The sequence below is a fragment of the Pseudonocardia humida genome (assembly GCF_023898865.1).
Lineage (GTDB): Bacteria > Actinomycetota > Actinomycetes > Mycobacteriales > Pseudonocardiaceae > Pseudonocardia > Pseudonocardia humida.
This window is the reverse complement of record NZ_JAGSOV010000044.1, coordinates 51832-66171: the sequence shown is the minus strand read 5'-3', so window position 1 is coordinate 66171 and position 14340 is coordinate 51832. Positions and strand designations below refer to the sequence as shown.

Here is a 14340-nt window from a genome sequence, read left to right as displayed (position 1 = left end):
GCGGGGTCGGCCCGGCTGAGCGCCGTCCGCGTCACGCCCCGGCCGCGGCGTCGGAGTCGTCGGCCGGCTGGTCGAGGGGGTGGGCGAGCTCGTCGCGGGGCATCGCGCCGGCGAACACCGCGAGCACGGCGACGACCGGGGGCAGCGCTGCGGCGACGACGAACACGACGGGGATCGGGACCACCGACGCGACCGGGCCGGCCAGCGCCATGGACAGCGGCATGAGGGAGATCGAGACGAAGAAGTCCAGGCTCGCGACCCGGCCCATCATCGCCGGGGGCACCCGGCGCTGCAGCAGGGTCCCCCAGATCACCAGGCCGGCGCCGCTGGTCGCGCCGACCACGAACAGCGCGGCGACCATGACGGGGAACGACCCGGTGACGCCGACGAGCGCCAGCGGCAGGGTCCCGGCGCCCCAGAGCAGCACCATCGCGCTCAGGTAGCGGCGGGGCAGGCGCAGTGAGGACATGGCCAGCGACCCGAGCGCGCCCCCGACCCCGAACGCGGTCAGGAGCAGGCCGAAGGCCTCGGCGCCGCGGTCGAACCGGGCGCGGGTGACGAACGGCAGCAGGACCTCGATCGGGCCCATGATGACCAAGGACGTCAGCGCGGCGAAGAGCAGCGTCCAGAGCAGCCACCGCGTGCCGAGCACGAACAGGACGCCGGCGCGGAGGTCGGCGAGCACACCCGGCCGCGCCTCGTCCGCAGCGCTCGGGCGGGGTACCTCGACCGGCCTGACCAGCACCGTCAGCACCAGCGCCGAGGCCGAGAGGGCCGCGACGACGACCGCGCCGGCGGCCGGGAAGAGCGCCCCGACGATCACGCCGGCGATGGCCGGGCCCAGGGCGGCCTGCATGGTCGGGCGGAGGGCGCCCTCGAGCCCGTTCGCGGCGAGGAGCTCCTCGGGCGGCAGGATCTGGGGCAGGAACGCGGTGTAGGCGGGGTAGTAGAAGGCGCTGCCCGCGCCGAGCACCGCCGAGGCGACCGCCAGGTGCCACAGCTGGATCGCGCCGCTGAGCCCGAGCACCGCGACGGCCGCGGTGGCGACCGTGTTGGCCAGCTCGACCATGATCAGCACGGCGCGGCGCGGGCACCGGTCGGCGGCGATCCCGCCCACGATCGCGAAGGCGAGCAGGCCCGCGCTCAGGCACGCGGCGACGGCGGAGAGCGCGGTGGGGCTGTCGTCGACGGCCAGCACCTGGAACGTCAACACGATCGTCCACATGCCGCTGCCGCAGATCGACAGCGCGACCGCGCCGATCAGCAGCCGGTAGTCGCGGTGGCGCAGGGGCCGCAGCGCGCGCCACCGCGACGCGGAGGAACGGGGGTTCGAGGTTTCGGGGGAGTGGGGCACGGGGACGCTCCGCGGCTCGACGTCGGACCGGGCAGCACGGTGCGGCCGCCCGGCGGGGACCGGGACGGCGAGCGCGGATCAGGTCACGGGGCGCCGCCGTCAGCGGGCGGCGCGCACCTTCTGGGACCACAGACCGGAGGACATGCCGGGGACGCTACCGACACCGCCCCCGGCGGGCGACCGCATTCAGCGCCAGCCCAGCTCCGGCGCGAGGTGGGTCAGCACGCTCTCGACGACGTGCGCGTTGTACTCGACGCCGAGCTGGTTCGGCACGGTGAGCAGCAGCGTGTCCGCGGCGGCGATCGCCTCGTCCTCGGCCAGCTCGGCCACCAGCTTGTCCGGCTCGCCGGCGTAGGTCTTGCCGAACCGGGCGTTGCCGCCGTCGATGAAGCCGACCTGGTCGGTGCTGCCGCGCTGCTGCCAGAACAGCTGCTTGTCCAGGTCGTTGACGATGGGGAAGATGCTGCGGCTGACCGACACGCGCGGCTCGCGCTCGTGCCCGGCGGCCGCCCAGGCGTCGCGGAAGCGCTGGATCTGCTCGGCCTGCAGCTGGTGGAACGGCACGCCGGTGTCCTCGGTGAGCAGGGTCGAGCTCATCAGGTTCATGCCCTGCTCGGCGGTCCACTCCGCGGTCGCCCGGTTCCCGGCGCCCCACCAGATCCGCTCGCGCAGCCCCGGCGAGTGCGGCTCGACCCGCAGCAGGCCCGGCGGGTTGGGGAACATCGGACGCGGGTTCGGCTGGGCGAAGCCCTCGCCCTTGAGCACCTCCAGGAACACCTTGGTGTGCTCGCGGGCCATGTCCGCGTCGCTCATGCCCTCCGGCGGCACGTGGCCGAAGTAGTGGTAGCCGTCGATCACCTGCTCGGGCGATCCCCGGCTGATCCCCAGCTGCAGCCTGCCCCCGGAGATGAGGTCGGCGGCCCCGGCGTCCTCGGCCATGTAGAGCGGGTTCTCGTACCGCATGTCGATCACGGCGGTGCCCAGCTCGATGCGGCTGGTCCGGGCCGCGGCCGCGGCCAGCAGCGGGAACGGGGAGGCGAGCTGCTGGGCGAAGTGGTGCACGCGGTAGTACGCGCCGTCGGCGCCCGCCTCCTCGGCGGCCACCGCCAGCTCGATCGACTGCAGCAGGGCGTCCGCCCCAGACCGCACCCGCGAGTGCTGCGACGCCGACCAGTGCCCGAAGGACAGGAAGCCAATCTTCTTCACGACTCAACCAACTCGGCGGCCGCGAGCGGCATTCCTCGCCCCGCCCCGCCCCACCCGCAACCGGGCTGCCGGGTCGGGGGTCATCGTGCCGTCACGGCAGGCGCGCCGGCCCACCGCCGGCCGTCACTGGTCCTCGTCGGGATCGTCGTTGCGCCGCGGCATGGCCGCCGCGGCCTGCGGCTCGTCCGGCGGCTCGGGGTCGTCCCCGGCGCCGGTGAGGGTGGCGTCGCGCACGGTGCTCTCGATGAAGCCCTCGTCGTCCTGGTCCCGTCGCTGGTCTCCCATGGCGGGGGAGTGCTCCGGATCGACGCGTCCAAACCCACCGGACGTCTGCCGGTCGCCGGCGCTGGCTCGCGGTACTGCCGCATCTGCTCGCGGACGTCCTCCTCGACCCAGCGCGCCCGCCCGCTCACCGGTGATAAGCCCGCGGTTCTCGGTCACGCGATCACGATCACGCGATCACGGTCAGGACTCCGGGTCCTGCTCACGGCTCCGGCGGTACATCTCGGCCATCTGTTCGCGGACCTCGTCCTCATCCCAGCGGGCGTGGCCGGTCGGTGTCACGAGCGCCGGCTTGATCCAGCCTTCCTTCCGGTAGCGCTGAAGGGTCCGGTCGCTCAGGGACAGCGCCTTCGCCAGCTCACCGGTGGTGAGCAGGCGCTTCCGGGCTGACGACACATGATCACGCTATGTCGCCCATGGCGGGGGTGTGGCACTCCTGTCGCATCTGACGGTGCTCTTCGTGCGTCACCGGTATCTGTCGGTAATTGTCCGTTTTCTGGTCCTGCTAGCTCGTGCAGAGAGTGCGCATCGAGCTACGCAGTCGCACCTGGCGTCGCGGTCAGGTTCGCAACCCATGAGGAGATCGCCGGTGACCGATGATCGCGACCACGGCTTCGCCGAGGAGCTGGCTCGCTGCGGGGCGCTCCCCACCCGGATCATCGAGACCCACGTGGACGACGGCACCGGCCATTGCGTGCGCTGTCCCGCCGGACCGCAGGCCGATCGCCTCACCCACCCCTGCAACCTGCGCGCCGTCGCCACGGAGGCCCTGGTCATCCAGGCCCGGCTGCAGATGCGCAAGAACGCCGAGGGCATCGGGTGGCTGGAGAGGGGGGAGGGACCCGAGCGGCCGGAGCGGGGCAGGGCCTGAGGCTGTCGGGGGGAGCCGCCACCATCGGGGCATGCTGCGTGGACGGATCCTGCTGGAGAGCCTCCGGGTGGGGGTCGACGTGACGGTGCCCGACGTGCGGGTCGCCCGCTTCGGGCGCCACGACGTGTCGGCCTCGACGGTCGCCACCCAGCCCGACGTCTGGACCTTCCTCGACTTCGAGGCCCCGGACGAGCGGACCGACGAGCTGGCGGAGGCGCTGGCCGCCGCCCTGCTGCCCGACGACGGCTGGTACGCCGACTTCCAGTCCGCGGCCGAGCACGTCGTCGTGTTCGCTGGCCGCGTCTTCCGCTACCGCAAGGGCGATGCGGACGCCCGCGCCGACGTCGTCGCGTACGGGCGGTCGGTGGGCACACCGGAGCACCAGCTCGACTGGGGTGAATGATCGTCTCGAAGTTCTGCGCCGGAGGTGTCGATCCCGCGGGTCGCCGGTTGTCGTACTGACGAGCGCGCGGGCCGGCCCGGCCCGCCGCCGCACCCGAGGAGGAACCCCATGCGCTACATGCTGCTGATCTGCGCCACCGACGGCGAGGACGCCGGCCCCGATGACGGCACCGGCATGACCATCGAGCAGTGGGTCGAGGAGTACGACCGGCGCGGCATCCGGCTGGAGGGCGACCGGTTCGCCGAGCCGTCCGACGCCACCACCGTCCGCGTGCGCGGCGGGGAGGTCCTGCTGACCGACGGCCCGTTCGCCGACACCAAGGAGCGGATCGCCGGGTACGACCTGCTGGAGTGCGCCGACCTCGACGAGGCCATCGAGGTGGCGTCGAAGCACCCGATGGCGCGGGCGGGGATGGTCGAGGTGCGGCCGTTCTGGACGGGGTGAACGGCGCCGAGTCGGCGGTCGTCACGGTGTTCCGGGAGGAGTGGGGGCGCATCGTGGCCACGCTCATCCGGACCACCGGCGACTGGGACCTCGCCGAGGAGTGCGCGCAGGACGCCGTCGCGCAGGCCGTGGCCCGCTGGCCGCGCGACGGCGTCCCGCGCAACCCCGGCGCCTGGCTGACCACCACCGCCCGCAACCACGCCCGCAACCGACTGCGGCGCGCCGGGATCGAGGCCGGGAAGCTGCGCGAGCTGGCCGCCCTGCCCGACCCGGAGGCGCCCGTCGACGAGGCCGCGGACAGCGGCATCGACGACGACCGGCTCCGGCTGATGTTCACCTGCTGCCACCCGGCGCTGCCGCTGGAGGGGCGGGTGGCGCTGACGCTGCGCACCCTGGCCGGGCTGACCACCGCCGAGATCGCCAGGGCGTTCCTGGTGCCGGAGGCGACGATGGCCCAGCGGCTGGTGCGGGCCAAGAAGAAGATCCGGGCGGCCGCCATCCCGTACCGGGTGCCGCCGGCGCACCTGCTGCCCGAGCGGCTCGGGGGCGTCCTCGGCGTGGTGTACCTGCTGTTCAACGAGGGGTACGCGGCCGCGACCGGGTCGCAGGCCATCCGCGGCGACCTGTGCGCGGAGGCCGTCCGGTTGGCCCGCACCCTGGCCCGGTTGATGCCCACCGCGCCGGAGGCGCTCGGGCTGGCGGCCCTGCTGCTCCTGCAGGACTCGCGCCGCGCGGCGCGCACCGACGCCGACGGCGAGCTGGTGCCGCTCGACGAGCAGGACCGGTCCCGCTGGGACCGGGAGATGATCGAGGAGGGCACCGCCCTGCTCGACGCCGCGCTGGTCCGGCGGGCGCCGGGGCCCTACCAGGTGCAGGCGGCCATCGCGGCCTGCCACGCCACCGCACCCACCTCGGACGAGACCGACTGGGTGCAGATCGCCGCCCTGTACGCGCGGCTGGCCCGGATGGTGCCGTCACCGGTGGTGCGGCTCAACCGGGCGGCGGCGGTGGCCATGGCCGAGGGGCCCGCGGTGGCGCTGGAGCTGGTCCGCGAGCTGGACGGTTCCGGCGAGCTGGCCGGCTACCCGCTGCTCGCCGCCACCCGCGCCGACCTGCTCAGCAGGCTGGGGCGCACGGCGGAGGCCGCGCGGGCCTACCGGGCCGCGATCGACCAGGCCGGCACCGACGCCGAGCGCAGGCTGCTGGCCCGCCGCCTCGCCGACCTGGGCCCCGAGGAGCCGTGAGAGGGTGCCACGACCGCGGCCGTGGCACCCGCTCCCGTCCTCGTCGGAATGCCGTCGAGGACGCCGGGGTTGGCGCAGGCAGCACTGTTGTCGGATTCGTCCGGGGCGGGCGGCCCGCCCCGTCGGGGGGTACGCGATGTCCTTGGTCATGACCGAGCAGGAGCGCCAGGAGTTCCTGGCCGGGGTCCACGTCGGCGTGCTGGCCGTGGAGCGCCCCGGACGGGCTCCGCTGGCCGTACCGATCTGGTACGACTACACGCCGGGCGGGGAGGTGCTGCTCTGGATCGACCGCGGGTCGGTGAAGGAGCGGCTGCTGCGGGAGGCGCGCCGGTTCAGCCTCAACGCCCAGGTCGAGACGCCGCCGTACAAGTACGCCACCGCCGAGGGCCCGATCGTCGCGATCGACGGGGCGCCGACCGAGGAGCAGGCGCTCGGCATCGCCGGGCGCTACCTGCCCGCGGACGAGGCGGCCGCGTGGGTGCGGGACAACCTCGGCGACAGCTCGCTGCTCGTGCGCATGCGCCCGGAGAAGTGGCTCAGCACGGACTACGCCAAGGCCTGACCCGCGCCGGTCGGCCGGGGGACGACCCCCGGCCGCCGCTGCCCGGCGGAGCCGGTGGCGCGTTCGGTCTCCGGGGGGCGGTGCGGGGCCCCCGCGATTACGGTCTGCCGATGCAGACGGTGCGGATCCACGTACGGGGTGTGGTGCACGTGTTCGACCCCGACGAAGCGGACGCCCCGCCGCTGCCGTCCTGGCTCCCGCCCGGCCCCTACCGCCCCGCCCGGGTGGAGATGGCGACCGGCTCGGCCACGCGGACGTGGGACGCCGTCGCGGTCTGGCCGGAGGGGCAGTGCCCGCCCCCCGCGGCGGGCGCGGACCCGTGGAGCGACGAGCAGGCCGGGGACGTCGTCGTGGCCAAGGCCACCGAGCAATTCCGGTGCCGGGCCTGCGAACGGCGGGTGAACGCCCTCTACCCGGAGCCCGCCCTGCTGCACGCCCACCTGGGGCGGCACCGCACCGCCAGCCGCTGCCCGCTTTGCGCGGCACCGGTCGACACCGCCCGGCTGCACGCCCTCGCCCTGTTCGCCCCCGACGCCTGACGCGGCCCCGCGGACGGTCCATCCGGCCCCGGTAGCGTGCCGCGGGTGGACGGGGTGGTCGCGGCCGGGGGCGGGGTGCGGTTCGACGAGTGGCTGTTCGGGGCATCGACCTGGAGGTCCGGCCCGGCGAGTGCTCGGTGGTCGTCGGCGCCGACGGGACCGGCGAGTCCACCCTGCTGCGCTGCCTGCGCGGCGAGGAGCCGGTCACCGAGGGCGCGGTGCTGGTCGACGGAGCGCCGCCGGCTGCTGCTGGTCGGGGCGACCGCCCGTCCGCACTCGGTGCTGCTGATCGACGAGCCGGAGCGGGCACTGGACGTCGAGGGGGCGGCGCTGGCTGGTCGGGCTGCTGGGCGCGGCGCGCTCGCGGGCCGCCGTCGCCATCAGCAGCCACGACCGGCCGTTGGTGCGCGCGGTGGCCGACCGGGTCGTGGAGCTGCCGTGAACCGGGGCCGCCGCCCCGGCCCCGTCAGATGTCGTAGATCCGGACCCAGGCCACGTTCATCCTCGACTCCGTCGTCGGGGTCGTGCCGTTGGGGAACCAGTCGAGCTGGATGGTCTGGTGCATCGACCGCGGCGGCAGGTGGGCCGGGTTGGTGTCGGAGAAGAACTGGACGCCGTCGACGAAGCCCTTGATGTGCGTCGGCGTCCACTCGACCGCGTAGTTGTGCCACTGGGTCAGGTCCAGCACCTTCGAGGCGTGCGTGGTCTTGTTCTGCGCGCTGTAGTGCAGGAAGAAGTCCACGTCGGAGGCCGCCGCGTTGGTCTCGGCGTAGTCGACCTCGCCGCCCACCGGCCAGTCCTCGGCCTCCGGCCACAGCAGCAGCACCGGGTGGTAGCGGCTGTCGCCGCGCGGGATCTGCATCCGCGCCTCCCACCGGCCGTGCAGGCGGCCGTCGCGCATCGCCATTCCGCCGGTGGTCCCGACGGAGTTGCCGGTGATCGTCAGCACGCCGTTGTTCACGGTGATCTGCGACGGACGGCGCAGGCCCTTCCCGTTGTGCCCGGGGCTGTTGTAGACGCCCCACTTCGCGGTGTTCACGGCGGTCCCGTCGAACTCGTCGCCGTCGACGCGGGGCCCCCAGCCCCGCAGGGTCGCGGCCTGGGTGCCGTCGCCGGGCCCGTTCGGGGGCGCGGTGGTGGTGGTCGGGGGGACGGTGGTCGTGGGCGGGACCGTGGTCGTCGGCGGGACCGTCGTGGTCGGGGGCACTGTCGTGGTCGGGGGCACCGTCGTGGTGGTCGGCGGGACGGTCGTCGTCGGCGGCACCGTCGTGGTGGTGACCGGCGGGGCGGCCGTCGTCGTGTAGGTGCAGGCCGTCGCCTTCAGCCAGCTGGCGTACTGCGGGTTCGCGGTCAGCGTGACGACCGCCCGGGTGGCGCCGGCCGGGGCCGCACCGGTGACGGTGGCGCGGGTCCAGCTGGTCTGGGTGCCCGTCACGGGCGCGCCGTCCGCACCGGAGATCCGGGCGCCGCTCGCGGTGAACCAGGCCACCGCCGCCCGGACGCTGCCGCCGAGCTGCACGTCGGCGGCGAACGAGCGCTGCTGGCCCGCGCTCACCTGCTGCGCGGGCAGCGTCACGACGACGGTGGGGGACTGGGCCAGCACCCAGAACGCGAACTGCGCCGTCGGGTGCCCGGAGGCGCTGCTGCGCAGGGTCAGCCCGCCGGTGGCGCTCCAGCCGGTCGTGCCGGTGGCGAGGACGGGGTTGGCGCAGGTGTTGGTGGTGCCGGTCTGCGCCGGGGCCGGCGCGGCGACGGCCGGGCCCGCGGTGATGGTCATCGCGGCCAGCGCCGCGACGGCGACCACCAGTGGTCTGAACATGTCCGGGACCGTCCTCGGGGAGCTCGATGCCGATCCGGTGCGTGATCGGTCGCTCACTTTTCGTGCCCGGCGCCCGGTCGTTACCGGCGCTACGGGGCGTCGGCACCGGATTCGCTCGAACCGGTGACGGCCCCGACCGCCCGGCGCCACGCCCGGGTGAACACCCGCTCCCGGGCGCGCGGCCCAGCCCGGACCGTGCCGCGCGCCCGGGTCGCGGTCAGCGGCGGGCCTCGACCGCGGCGGCCAGCTCGTCGAGCAGCCCGGCGGTGGTGTCCCAGCTCATGCAGGAGTCGGTGACGCTCTGCCCGTAGGTCAGGTCGCCGGTCAGCTCCTGGCGCCCGGCGACCAGGAAGCTCTCCATCATCAGCCCGACCACCCCGGTCTCCCCGGCGGCGATCCGGCCGGCCAGCTCGCGCACGACACCGGCCTGGCGGAGGTGGTCCTTGCCGCTGTTGCCGTGGCTGGCGTCGACGATCACCCGTGCCGGCAGCCCGGCGGCGCGCAGCCGGTCGAGGGCCGCGGCGACCGAGACCGGGTCGTGGTTCGGGCCGGTGGCCGAGCCGCGCAGGATCACGTGGCAGTCCGGGTTGCCCGTGGTGGTGATCAGCGCGGCCAGGCCGTCGGGGTTGATCCCCATGAACACGTGCCCGGCCGCGGCGGCGCCGACGCCGTCCACGGCGACCTGCACGTCGCCGTCGGTCCCGTTCTTGATCCCGACCGGCATGGACAGCGCGCTGCACAGCTGGCGGTGCACCTGGCTGGCCGCGGTCCGCGCGCCGATGGCGCCCCAGCTCACCACGTCGGCCAGGTACTGCGGGGTGATCGGGTCGAGGAACTCGCAGCCCACCGGCAGCCCGAGCGCGCTGACCTCGAGCAGCAGGCCGCGCGCGGTGCGCAGCCCGGTGTTGACGTCGAACGTGCCGTCCAGGCCGGGGTCGTTGATCAGGCCCTTCCAGCCCACCGTCGAGCGCGGCTTCTCGAAGTAGGTGCGCATGACGATGCGCAGCTGCCCGGACAGGCGCTCGGCGTGCGCGGCGAGCAGGTGCGCGTAGTCCATCGCGGCGGCCGGGTCGTGGATCGAGCACGGCCCGACGACGACGAGCAGCCGGTCGTCGCGGCCGTCGAGGATGTCGACGGCGTCGGCCCGCGCGCGCACGACGGTGTCGGCGACCGCGTCGTCGACGGGGAGGTCGTGGCGCAGCAGCGCGGGGGAGATCAGCGGGCTGATCCGGGTGGTGCGGTGCTCGTCGAGCGCCGGGACGGCGGTGACGGACGGGATGGCAGGCATGGCGGGCGGTCTTCCTGTTCGGGACGAGCCCGGCCCGCGCGTCCGCCCGAGCCGGTTCGTCCTCCGGCTCGGGGTGGGGGTCAGCGCGGCGCTACGCCGGCCGACCCTCTCCGGGCCGGTCGCGTAAACCAGTACAGCCGCTGCACGACGACGACCCTAGCAGCCCGCTGAGCAGGGCTGCGGTGACCGCCGCGTAGCGCGAAGTGATGAACGGCGGACCAGGGGTGATACGAAACCCGGCGCATCGGCGAGATCACGTGTGTCCGGCCTCCCCGACCGGGCACTCCCGCTCCGCCTCCCCGATCGACCCACAGGAGTACACCTGATGAGCACCCGCACCGCGGTCGCCGCCGCCCGTTGCCGCTGCGGACACGACGTCGACGCGCACGAGCACTTCCGCGCCGGTCGCGACTGCAGCACCTGCGGCCCGGAGGTCTGCCGGCGCTACTCCGGGCGCCCCGGCGCGGGCCTGCCCGCCGTCCTGCGGCTGGGGTCCCAGCCGACCGCGTCGCGTCCGGTGTGGACGCGGCTGCGCGCTCGCGGCTGAGCCCCGCCGTCAGACCAGGCTGTCGGCGTGGTCGGGCACGTAGGTGAACTGCTCGCGCGGCGGTCGCCGGTAGCCGCGCACGGGTGGCCGCTCGGGCAGGACGAGCTCGCGCGAGGGCACCGGTTCCCAGGGCACGCTGGACAGCAGGTGGGCGATCGTGTTGATCCGGGCCCGGCGCTTGTCCTCGGACTCCACCACGAACCACGGCGAGTTCTCGGTGTCGGTGTGGGCGAACATGTCGTCCTTGGCCCGTGAGTAGTCCTCCCAGCGGGTGATCGACTCCAGGTCCATCGGGGAGAGCTTCCACTGCTTCATCGGGTCGTTCATCCGGTCGCGGAACCGCCGCTCCTGCTCGGCGTCGCTGACCGAGAACCAGTACTTGCGCAGCATGATGCCGTCCTCGAGCAGCAGGTCCTCGAAGGCCGGGCACTGGCGCAGGAAGCGCTCGTACTCCGCGGGTGTGCAGAAGCCCATGACGCGCTCCACGCCGGCGCGGTTGTACCAGGAGCGGTCGAGCAGCACGATCTCCCCGGCCGCCGGCAGGTGCGGGACGTAGCGCTGGAAGTACCACTGGGTCCGCTCGCGCTCGGTGGGCGCGGGCAGCGCGACGACGCGGCAGATCCGGGGGTTGAGGTACTCCGAGATCCGCTGGATCGCCCCGCCCTTGCCGGCCGCGTCGCGGCCCTCGAACACCACGACGAGCCGGGCGCCGCTGGTCCGGACCCACTCCTGCATGTGCACCAGCTCGCCCTGCAGGCGCAGCAGTTCCTTCTCGTACGGCTTGCGCGGCAGCTTCTCCATCCGGGCATCGTGGGCGATGCGGCCGGGTCGGGCCAGCGGGGGCCCCCGGTCAGTGGGGTGCGCCGAGGACGCCGTCGAGCAGGCCGGGGTAGAGCGCGTCGAGGTCGTCGCGGCGCAGGACGGCGATGCGCCGGGTGCCCTCGGTGCGCATGGTGATGACGCCGGCCTCGCGCAGGATCCGCAGGTGGTGGGTGCGGGTGGACTTGGTGACCGGCAGCGGGACCGCGCCGCAGGCGATGCCGACGGCCGGACCGGTGGCCAGCGCCCGCACCAGGGTCAGCCGGACCGGGTCGCCCAGGGCCTGCAGCACCTGCTCGATGCGGATCTCCGCGCGCGACGGCTGCGGCAGCACGGTCTGCTCGGCGGCGGGCACGCGGTCAACAGTACGACGGGTGTCGAAGTTCGACGAGCATCGTAGAACGGTGACCGTCGAACTCCATGCCGCTGGAGGCCGTCCCGTGCACGTGGTCGGGCTGCTGCCCTCACCCGCCCGCGGAGCTGATCTCGTCCTCGATGGCCTTCGCGAGCACGACGTCGAGCTGGGTCAGCCCGCCGGCGGAGTGCGTCGAGCAGCGGAACGTCAGCGTGCGCCAGCGGATGTCGATGTCGGGGTGGTGGTCGCGCTGCTCGGCGAACGCGCCCACCCGGCCGACCACCTCGATGGCCTTCGGGAACGAGGGGAGCTCGGCCCTGCGCACGAGGGCGTCGCCATCGCGCTCCCAGTCGGGCAGGTCGTGGAGGGCGGCGGAGACGGCGGCGTCGTCCAGCAGATCGGCCATACCGGGCATCCTGCCCGCCCGGACGACCCCCCGCCTCCCGGCAGCCGGCCCCCGACCCGACCGGAGGTTCAGGAAAGCCACGATGCTGCCCGCAGAGTTCAGGAACGTGGCTTTCCTGAACCGGCGGGCGGGGCGGACGGGCGGTCGGGGGGAGAGGGGGGAGCGGGGGGTGGGGATGGAGCGGGGGGTGGGGAGGGCCAGCGGACCTCGAAGCGGGCGCCGCCGCCGTCGCGGGCGCCGACGGTCACCGTCCCGCCGCGGCCCTGCACGAGCGCCGCCACCAGCGGCAGACCCAGCCCCGCCCCACCGCCCGCCTCCGGGTTGAGCCGCAGGAAGCGGTCGAAGATCCGCTCCCGGTCGGCCTCCGGGATGCCCGGGCCGTCGTCCTCGATCACGAGCCGGGCCGTGGTGCGCCCGGCCGGCAGCACCGAGATGCGGACCAGCGAGTCGGCGTGCCTGCGGGCGTTGCCGACCAGGTTGTCCAGCACCGTCGCCACCTCCGACGGGGTGGCCGCGACGACCGCGGGGGTCGGCGCCACCAGTTCGAGCGCGGGCCCTTCGACCGCCGTGCCGTTCGCCCGGGCGATGGCCTCCGCGGCCGCGGCCACCAGGTCGACCGGCCGCGCGGGCGGGCGGCGCCCGGCGTCCGCGCGGGCCAGCGCGAGCAGGTCCGACAGCAGCGCGGACAGCCGGGCGGCCTCCTCGGCCACCGAGCGCAGCGTCTCCTCGACCAGCTCCGGGTCGGGGTGGGCCACGGCGACCTCGGCCTGGGCCCGGATCGCGGCCACCGGCGAGCGCAGCTCGTGCGCGGCGTCGCCGGTGAACCGCTCCAGGCGGGCGACGGCGTCGTCGCGGCGGGCCAGCAGCAGGTTGAACTCCTCGGCCAGCGCCCGCAGCTCGTCGAACGGCGCCGGGACGGGCAGCCGCTCACCGGGCGGCAGCGCCGCGGCGGAGAGCCGCATCCGGTCGACCGGGCGCAGCGCGGCCCGGGTGGCCGCCCACGCGGCCAGCGTCACCACGCCGGCCAGCACCAGCCCGGCCAGCACCAGGCCGATCGCGGCGTGGCCGAGCAGCGTCGTGGCCCCGACCAGGTCGCCGACGACCACGACGAGCCGGGTCGAGCCGTCCGGGACGACCACCGACACCGCCAGCCAGCGCCGCACGTCCGGGTAGCCGCCGACGATCAGCGCGTCGCCCGCGGCCAGCGCCCGGACCTGGCGCGGGCGCAGCGGCAGCGCGGGGCCGCCGTCCACCGGCGTGCCCGCGGTGTCCACGACCCGCGTCTGCGCGCCGCGCACCACCGCCGGCGGCGAGCCCGCCACCAGCTGCGACGCCGCCACGTCGGCCTGCTCGCGCAACTCGCTGTCGGCCGCGCTGATCAGGCCGTTGGTCAGCAGCTGCACGCCCAGCCTGCTCAGCGCCAGCAGCGCCAGCAGGGCGACCAGCCCGACCACGATCGTGATCCGCAGCCGCAGGGTGCGCCCGCCCCACCAGCGGCGCAGCCCGCGCATCACGGGGACGCGACGATGTAGCCGTAGCCGCGCACGGTCTTGAGCACGTGCCCGGCGCCGACGGTGTCGAGCTTGCGGCGCACGTACCCGACGTAGACCTCGACCACGTTGCGGCTCACCGCCTGCTCGTCGCCCCAGACCAGGCGCAGCAGCTCGTCCTTGGCCACGGCCGTGTCCGGGCGGCTGGCCAGCGCGTGCAGCAGCGCGAACTCCCGCGGCGAGAGCTCGATCGAGTCGCCGTCCCAGCTGACCGCCCTGGCCACCGGGTCGACGATCAGCGAGCCCAGCCGCACCCGCTGCCCGGTGCGGCCCAGGGCGGCGTCGCGGCGCCGCAGCATCGCCTTGAGCTGCGCGACCAGCACGACGAACGCGAACGGCTTGACCAGGTAGCCGTCGGCGCCGAGGTCGAGGCCGTCGGCCTGGTCGAACTCGCCGTCCTTGGCCGACAGCAGCAGCACCGGGGTGTCGACGCCGGCCGCGCGCAGCTGCTCCAGCACCCGGTAGCCGGACAGCCCGGGCAGGATGATGTCGAGCACGATCGCGTCGAAGCCGCCGGTGAGCGCGGCGTCCAGGGCGGAGCGCCCGTCGCCGACCGCGACGACCTCCATGCCCTCCGCGGTCAGGCCGCGGGCCACCGCCGTCCGGATGCCCGGCTCGTCGTCGACCACCAGTACGCGTGCCATCGCCGCG

The 14340-nt window shown here is 74.7% G+C and carries 19 protein-coding genes; 8 read left to right on the top strand and 11 right to left on the bottom strand.

Going from position 1 to position 14340, the window contains the following annotated elements; genetic code table 11:
• Positions 1-31 precede the first annotated feature (31 nt).
• The 4 genes from KDL28_RS21450 to KDL28_RS21435 form a co-directional block, all read right to left on the bottom strand.
• Positions 32-1354: an MFS transporter gene (locus tag KDL28_RS21450; RefSeq protein ID WP_252441238.1), complete on the bottom strand. Its 1323-nt coding sequence runs from the start codon at positions 1352-1354 to the stop codon at positions 32-34.
• Positions 1355-1540: 186 nt separating this feature from the next.
• A complete protein-coding gene (locus KDL28_RS21445; protein WP_252441237.1) occupies positions 1541-2560 on the bottom strand; it encodes an LLM class flavin-dependent oxidoreductase in 1020 nt (339 codons plus the stop codon).
• A gap of 123 nt (positions 2561-2683) precedes the next feature.
• A complete protein-coding gene (locus KDL28_RS21440; RefSeq protein ID WP_252441236.1) occupies positions 2684-2845 on the bottom strand; it encodes a hypothetical protein in 162 nt (53 codons plus the stop codon).
• A 180-nt stretch (positions 2846-3025) separates the two neighbouring features.
• Complete coding sequence (locus KDL28_RS21435; protein WP_252441235.1) at positions 3026-3238, bottom strand: helix-turn-helix domain-containing protein; 213 nt, start codon at positions 3236-3238, stop codon at positions 3026-3028.
• 193 nt (positions 3239-3431) lie between these two features.
• On the opposite strand from KDL28_RS21435, the gene KDL28_RS21430 reads away from it, so the two are divergent.
• The 7 genes from KDL28_RS21430 to KDL28_RS21400 all read left to right on the top strand — a co-directional run bounded on the left by KDL28_RS21430 (position 3432) and on the right by KDL28_RS21400 (position 7384).
• Positions 3432-3713, top strand: a complete 282-nt coding sequence (locus KDL28_RS21430; RefSeq protein WP_252441234.1) for a hypothetical protein — start codon at positions 3432-3434, stop codon at positions 3711-3713.
• Positions 3714-3744: 31 nt separating this feature from the next.
• Positions 3745-4116: a hypothetical protein gene (locus KDL28_RS21425; RefSeq protein ID WP_252441233.1), complete on the top strand. Its 372-nt coding sequence runs from the start codon at positions 3745-3747 to the stop codon at positions 4114-4116.
• A 108-nt stretch (positions 4117-4224) separates the two neighbouring features.
• Positions 4225-4560 (top strand): YciI family protein, encoded by a 336-nt coding sequence (locus KDL28_RS21420; RefSeq protein ID WP_252441232.1) that lies wholly within the window; start codon positions 4225-4227, stop codon positions 4558-4560.
• Positions 4557-5804, top strand: coding sequence for an RNA polymerase sigma factor (locus KDL28_RS21415; protein WP_252441231.1), 1248 nt, complete (start codon positions 4557-4559; stop codon positions 5802-5804). Before KDL28_RS21420 ends, KDL28_RS21415 begins: the two co-directional genes overlap by 4 nt.
• Positions 5805-5952: 148 nt before the next feature.
• Entirely contained in the window at positions 5953-6366 is a 414-nt protein-coding gene (locus tag KDL28_RS21410; protein ID WP_252441230.1) for a pyridoxamine 5'-phosphate oxidase family protein, read from the top strand.
• Between the two features lie 110 nt (positions 6367-6476).
• Positions 6477-6905, top strand: coding sequence for a hypothetical protein (locus KDL28_RS21405; RefSeq protein ID WP_252441229.1), 429 nt, complete (start codon positions 6477-6479; stop codon positions 6903-6905).
• Positions 6906-6994: 89 nt separating this feature from the next.
• On the top strand, positions 6995-7384 hold the full coding sequence (locus KDL28_RS21400; protein ID WP_308216038.1) for an ATP-binding cassette domain-containing protein: 390 nt from the start codon (positions 6995-6997) through the stop codon (positions 7382-7384).
• Here KDL28_RS21400 and KDL28_RS21395 read toward each other — a convergent pair.
• Entirely contained in the window at positions 7372-8724 is a 1353-nt protein-coding gene (locus KDL28_RS21395; RefSeq protein ID WP_252441228.1) for a glycoside hydrolase family 16 protein, read from the bottom strand. The genes KDL28_RS21400 and KDL28_RS21395 overlap by 13 nt on opposite strands.
• A gap of 217 nt (positions 8725-8941) precedes the next feature.
• On the bottom strand, positions 8942-10012 hold the full coding sequence (locus tag KDL28_RS21390; RefSeq protein ID WP_252441227.1) for a 3-deoxy-7-phosphoheptulonate synthase: 1071 nt from the start codon (positions 10010-10012) through the stop codon (positions 8942-8944).
• A gap of 325 nt (positions 10013-10337) precedes the next feature.
• Here KDL28_RS21390 and KDL28_RS21385 point away from each other — a divergent pair, with 325 nt between their 5' ends.
• Positions 10338-10559 carry a hypothetical protein gene (locus KDL28_RS21385; RefSeq protein ID WP_252441226.1) on the top strand — a complete coding sequence of 74 codons (222 nt, stop codon included), beginning with the start codon at positions 10338-10340 and terminating at the stop codon, positions 10557-10559.
• 9 nt (positions 10560-10568) lie between these two features.
• On the opposite strand, the gene ppk2 is transcribed toward KDL28_RS21385, so the two are convergent.
• The 5 genes from ppk2 to KDL28_RS21360 form a co-directional block, all read right to left on the bottom strand.
• On the bottom strand, positions 10569-11360 hold the full coding sequence (gene ppk2 / locus KDL28_RS21380; protein ID WP_252441225.1) for a polyphosphate kinase 2: 792 nt from the start codon (positions 11358-11360) through the stop codon (positions 10569-10571).
• A gap of 49 nt (positions 11361-11409) precedes the next feature.
• Entirely contained in the window at positions 11410-11733 is a 324-nt protein-coding gene (locus KDL28_RS21375; RefSeq protein WP_252441224.1) for an ArsR/SmtB family transcription factor, read from the bottom strand.
• 109 nt (positions 11734-11842) lie between these two features.
• Complete coding sequence (locus KDL28_RS21370; RefSeq protein WP_252441223.1) at positions 11843-12139, bottom strand: 4a-hydroxytetrahydrobiopterin dehydratase; 297 nt, start codon at positions 12137-12139, stop codon at positions 11843-11845.
• A 98-nt stretch (positions 12140-12237) separates the two neighbouring features.
• The gene (locus KDL28_RS21365) at positions 12238-13650 is read right to left on the bottom strand and encodes a sensor histidine kinase (protein ID WP_252441222.1); all 1413 of its coding nucleotides are present in this window, start codon (positions 13648-13650) and stop codon (positions 12238-12240) included.
• Positions 13650-14333 (bottom strand): response regulator transcription factor, encoded by a 684-nt coding sequence (locus KDL28_RS21360; RefSeq protein WP_252441221.1) that lies wholly within the window; start codon positions 14331-14333, stop codon positions 13650-13652. Before KDL28_RS21360 ends, KDL28_RS21365 begins: the two co-directional genes overlap by 1 nt.
• Positions 14334-14340: the final 7 nt, after the last annotated feature.

Excerpts from the sequence above, each read along its gene's own strand:
- KDL28_RS21420 (WP_252441232.1), top strand. The coding sequence starts at position 4,225 with ATGCGCTACATGCTGCTGATCTGCGCCACCGACGGCGAGGACGCCGGC.
- ppk2 (WP_252441225.1), bottom strand. The coding sequence starts at position 11,360 with ATGGAGAAGCTGCCGCGCAAGCCGTACGAGAAGGAACTGCTGCGCCTG.
- KDL28_RS21410 (WP_252441230.1), top strand. The coding sequence starts at position 5,953 with ATGACCGAGCAGGAGCGCCAGGAGTTCCTGGCCGGGGTCCACGTCGGC.
- KDL28_RS21365 (WP_252441222.1), bottom strand. The coding sequence starts at position 13,650 with ATGCGCGGGCTGCGCCGCTGGTGGGGCGGGCGCACCCTGCGGCTGCGG.
- KDL28_RS21405 (WP_252441229.1), top strand. The coding sequence starts at position 6,477 with ATGCAGACGGTGCGGATCCACGTACGGGGTGTGGTGCACGTGTTCGAC.
- KDL28_RS21370 (WP_252441223.1), bottom strand. The coding sequence starts at position 12,139 with ATGGCCGATCTGCTGGACGACGCCGCCGTCTCCGCCGCCCTCCACGAC.
- KDL28_RS21440 (WP_252441236.1), bottom strand. The coding sequence starts at position 2,845 with ATGGGAGACCAGCGACGGGACCAGGACGACGAGGGCTTCATCGAGAGC.
- KDL28_RS21425 (WP_252441233.1), top strand. The coding sequence starts at position 3,745 with ATGCTGCGTGGACGGATCCTGCTGGAGAGCCTCCGGGTGGGGGTCGAC.
- KDL28_RS21395 (WP_252441228.1), bottom strand. The coding sequence starts at position 8,724 with ATGTTCAGACCACTGGTGGTCGCCGTCGCGGCGCTGGCCGCGATGACC.
- KDL28_RS21390 (WP_252441227.1), bottom strand. The coding sequence starts at position 10,012 with ATGCCTGCCATCCCGTCCGTCACCGCCGTCCCGGCGCTCGACGAGCAC.
- KDL28_RS21360 (WP_252441221.1), bottom strand. The coding sequence starts at position 14,333 with ATGGCACGCGTACTGGTGGTCGACGACGAGCCGGGCATCCGGACGGCG.
- KDL28_RS21385 (WP_252441226.1), top strand. The coding sequence starts at position 10,338 with ATGAGCACCCGCACCGCGGTCGCCGCCGCCCGTTGCCGCTGCGGACAC.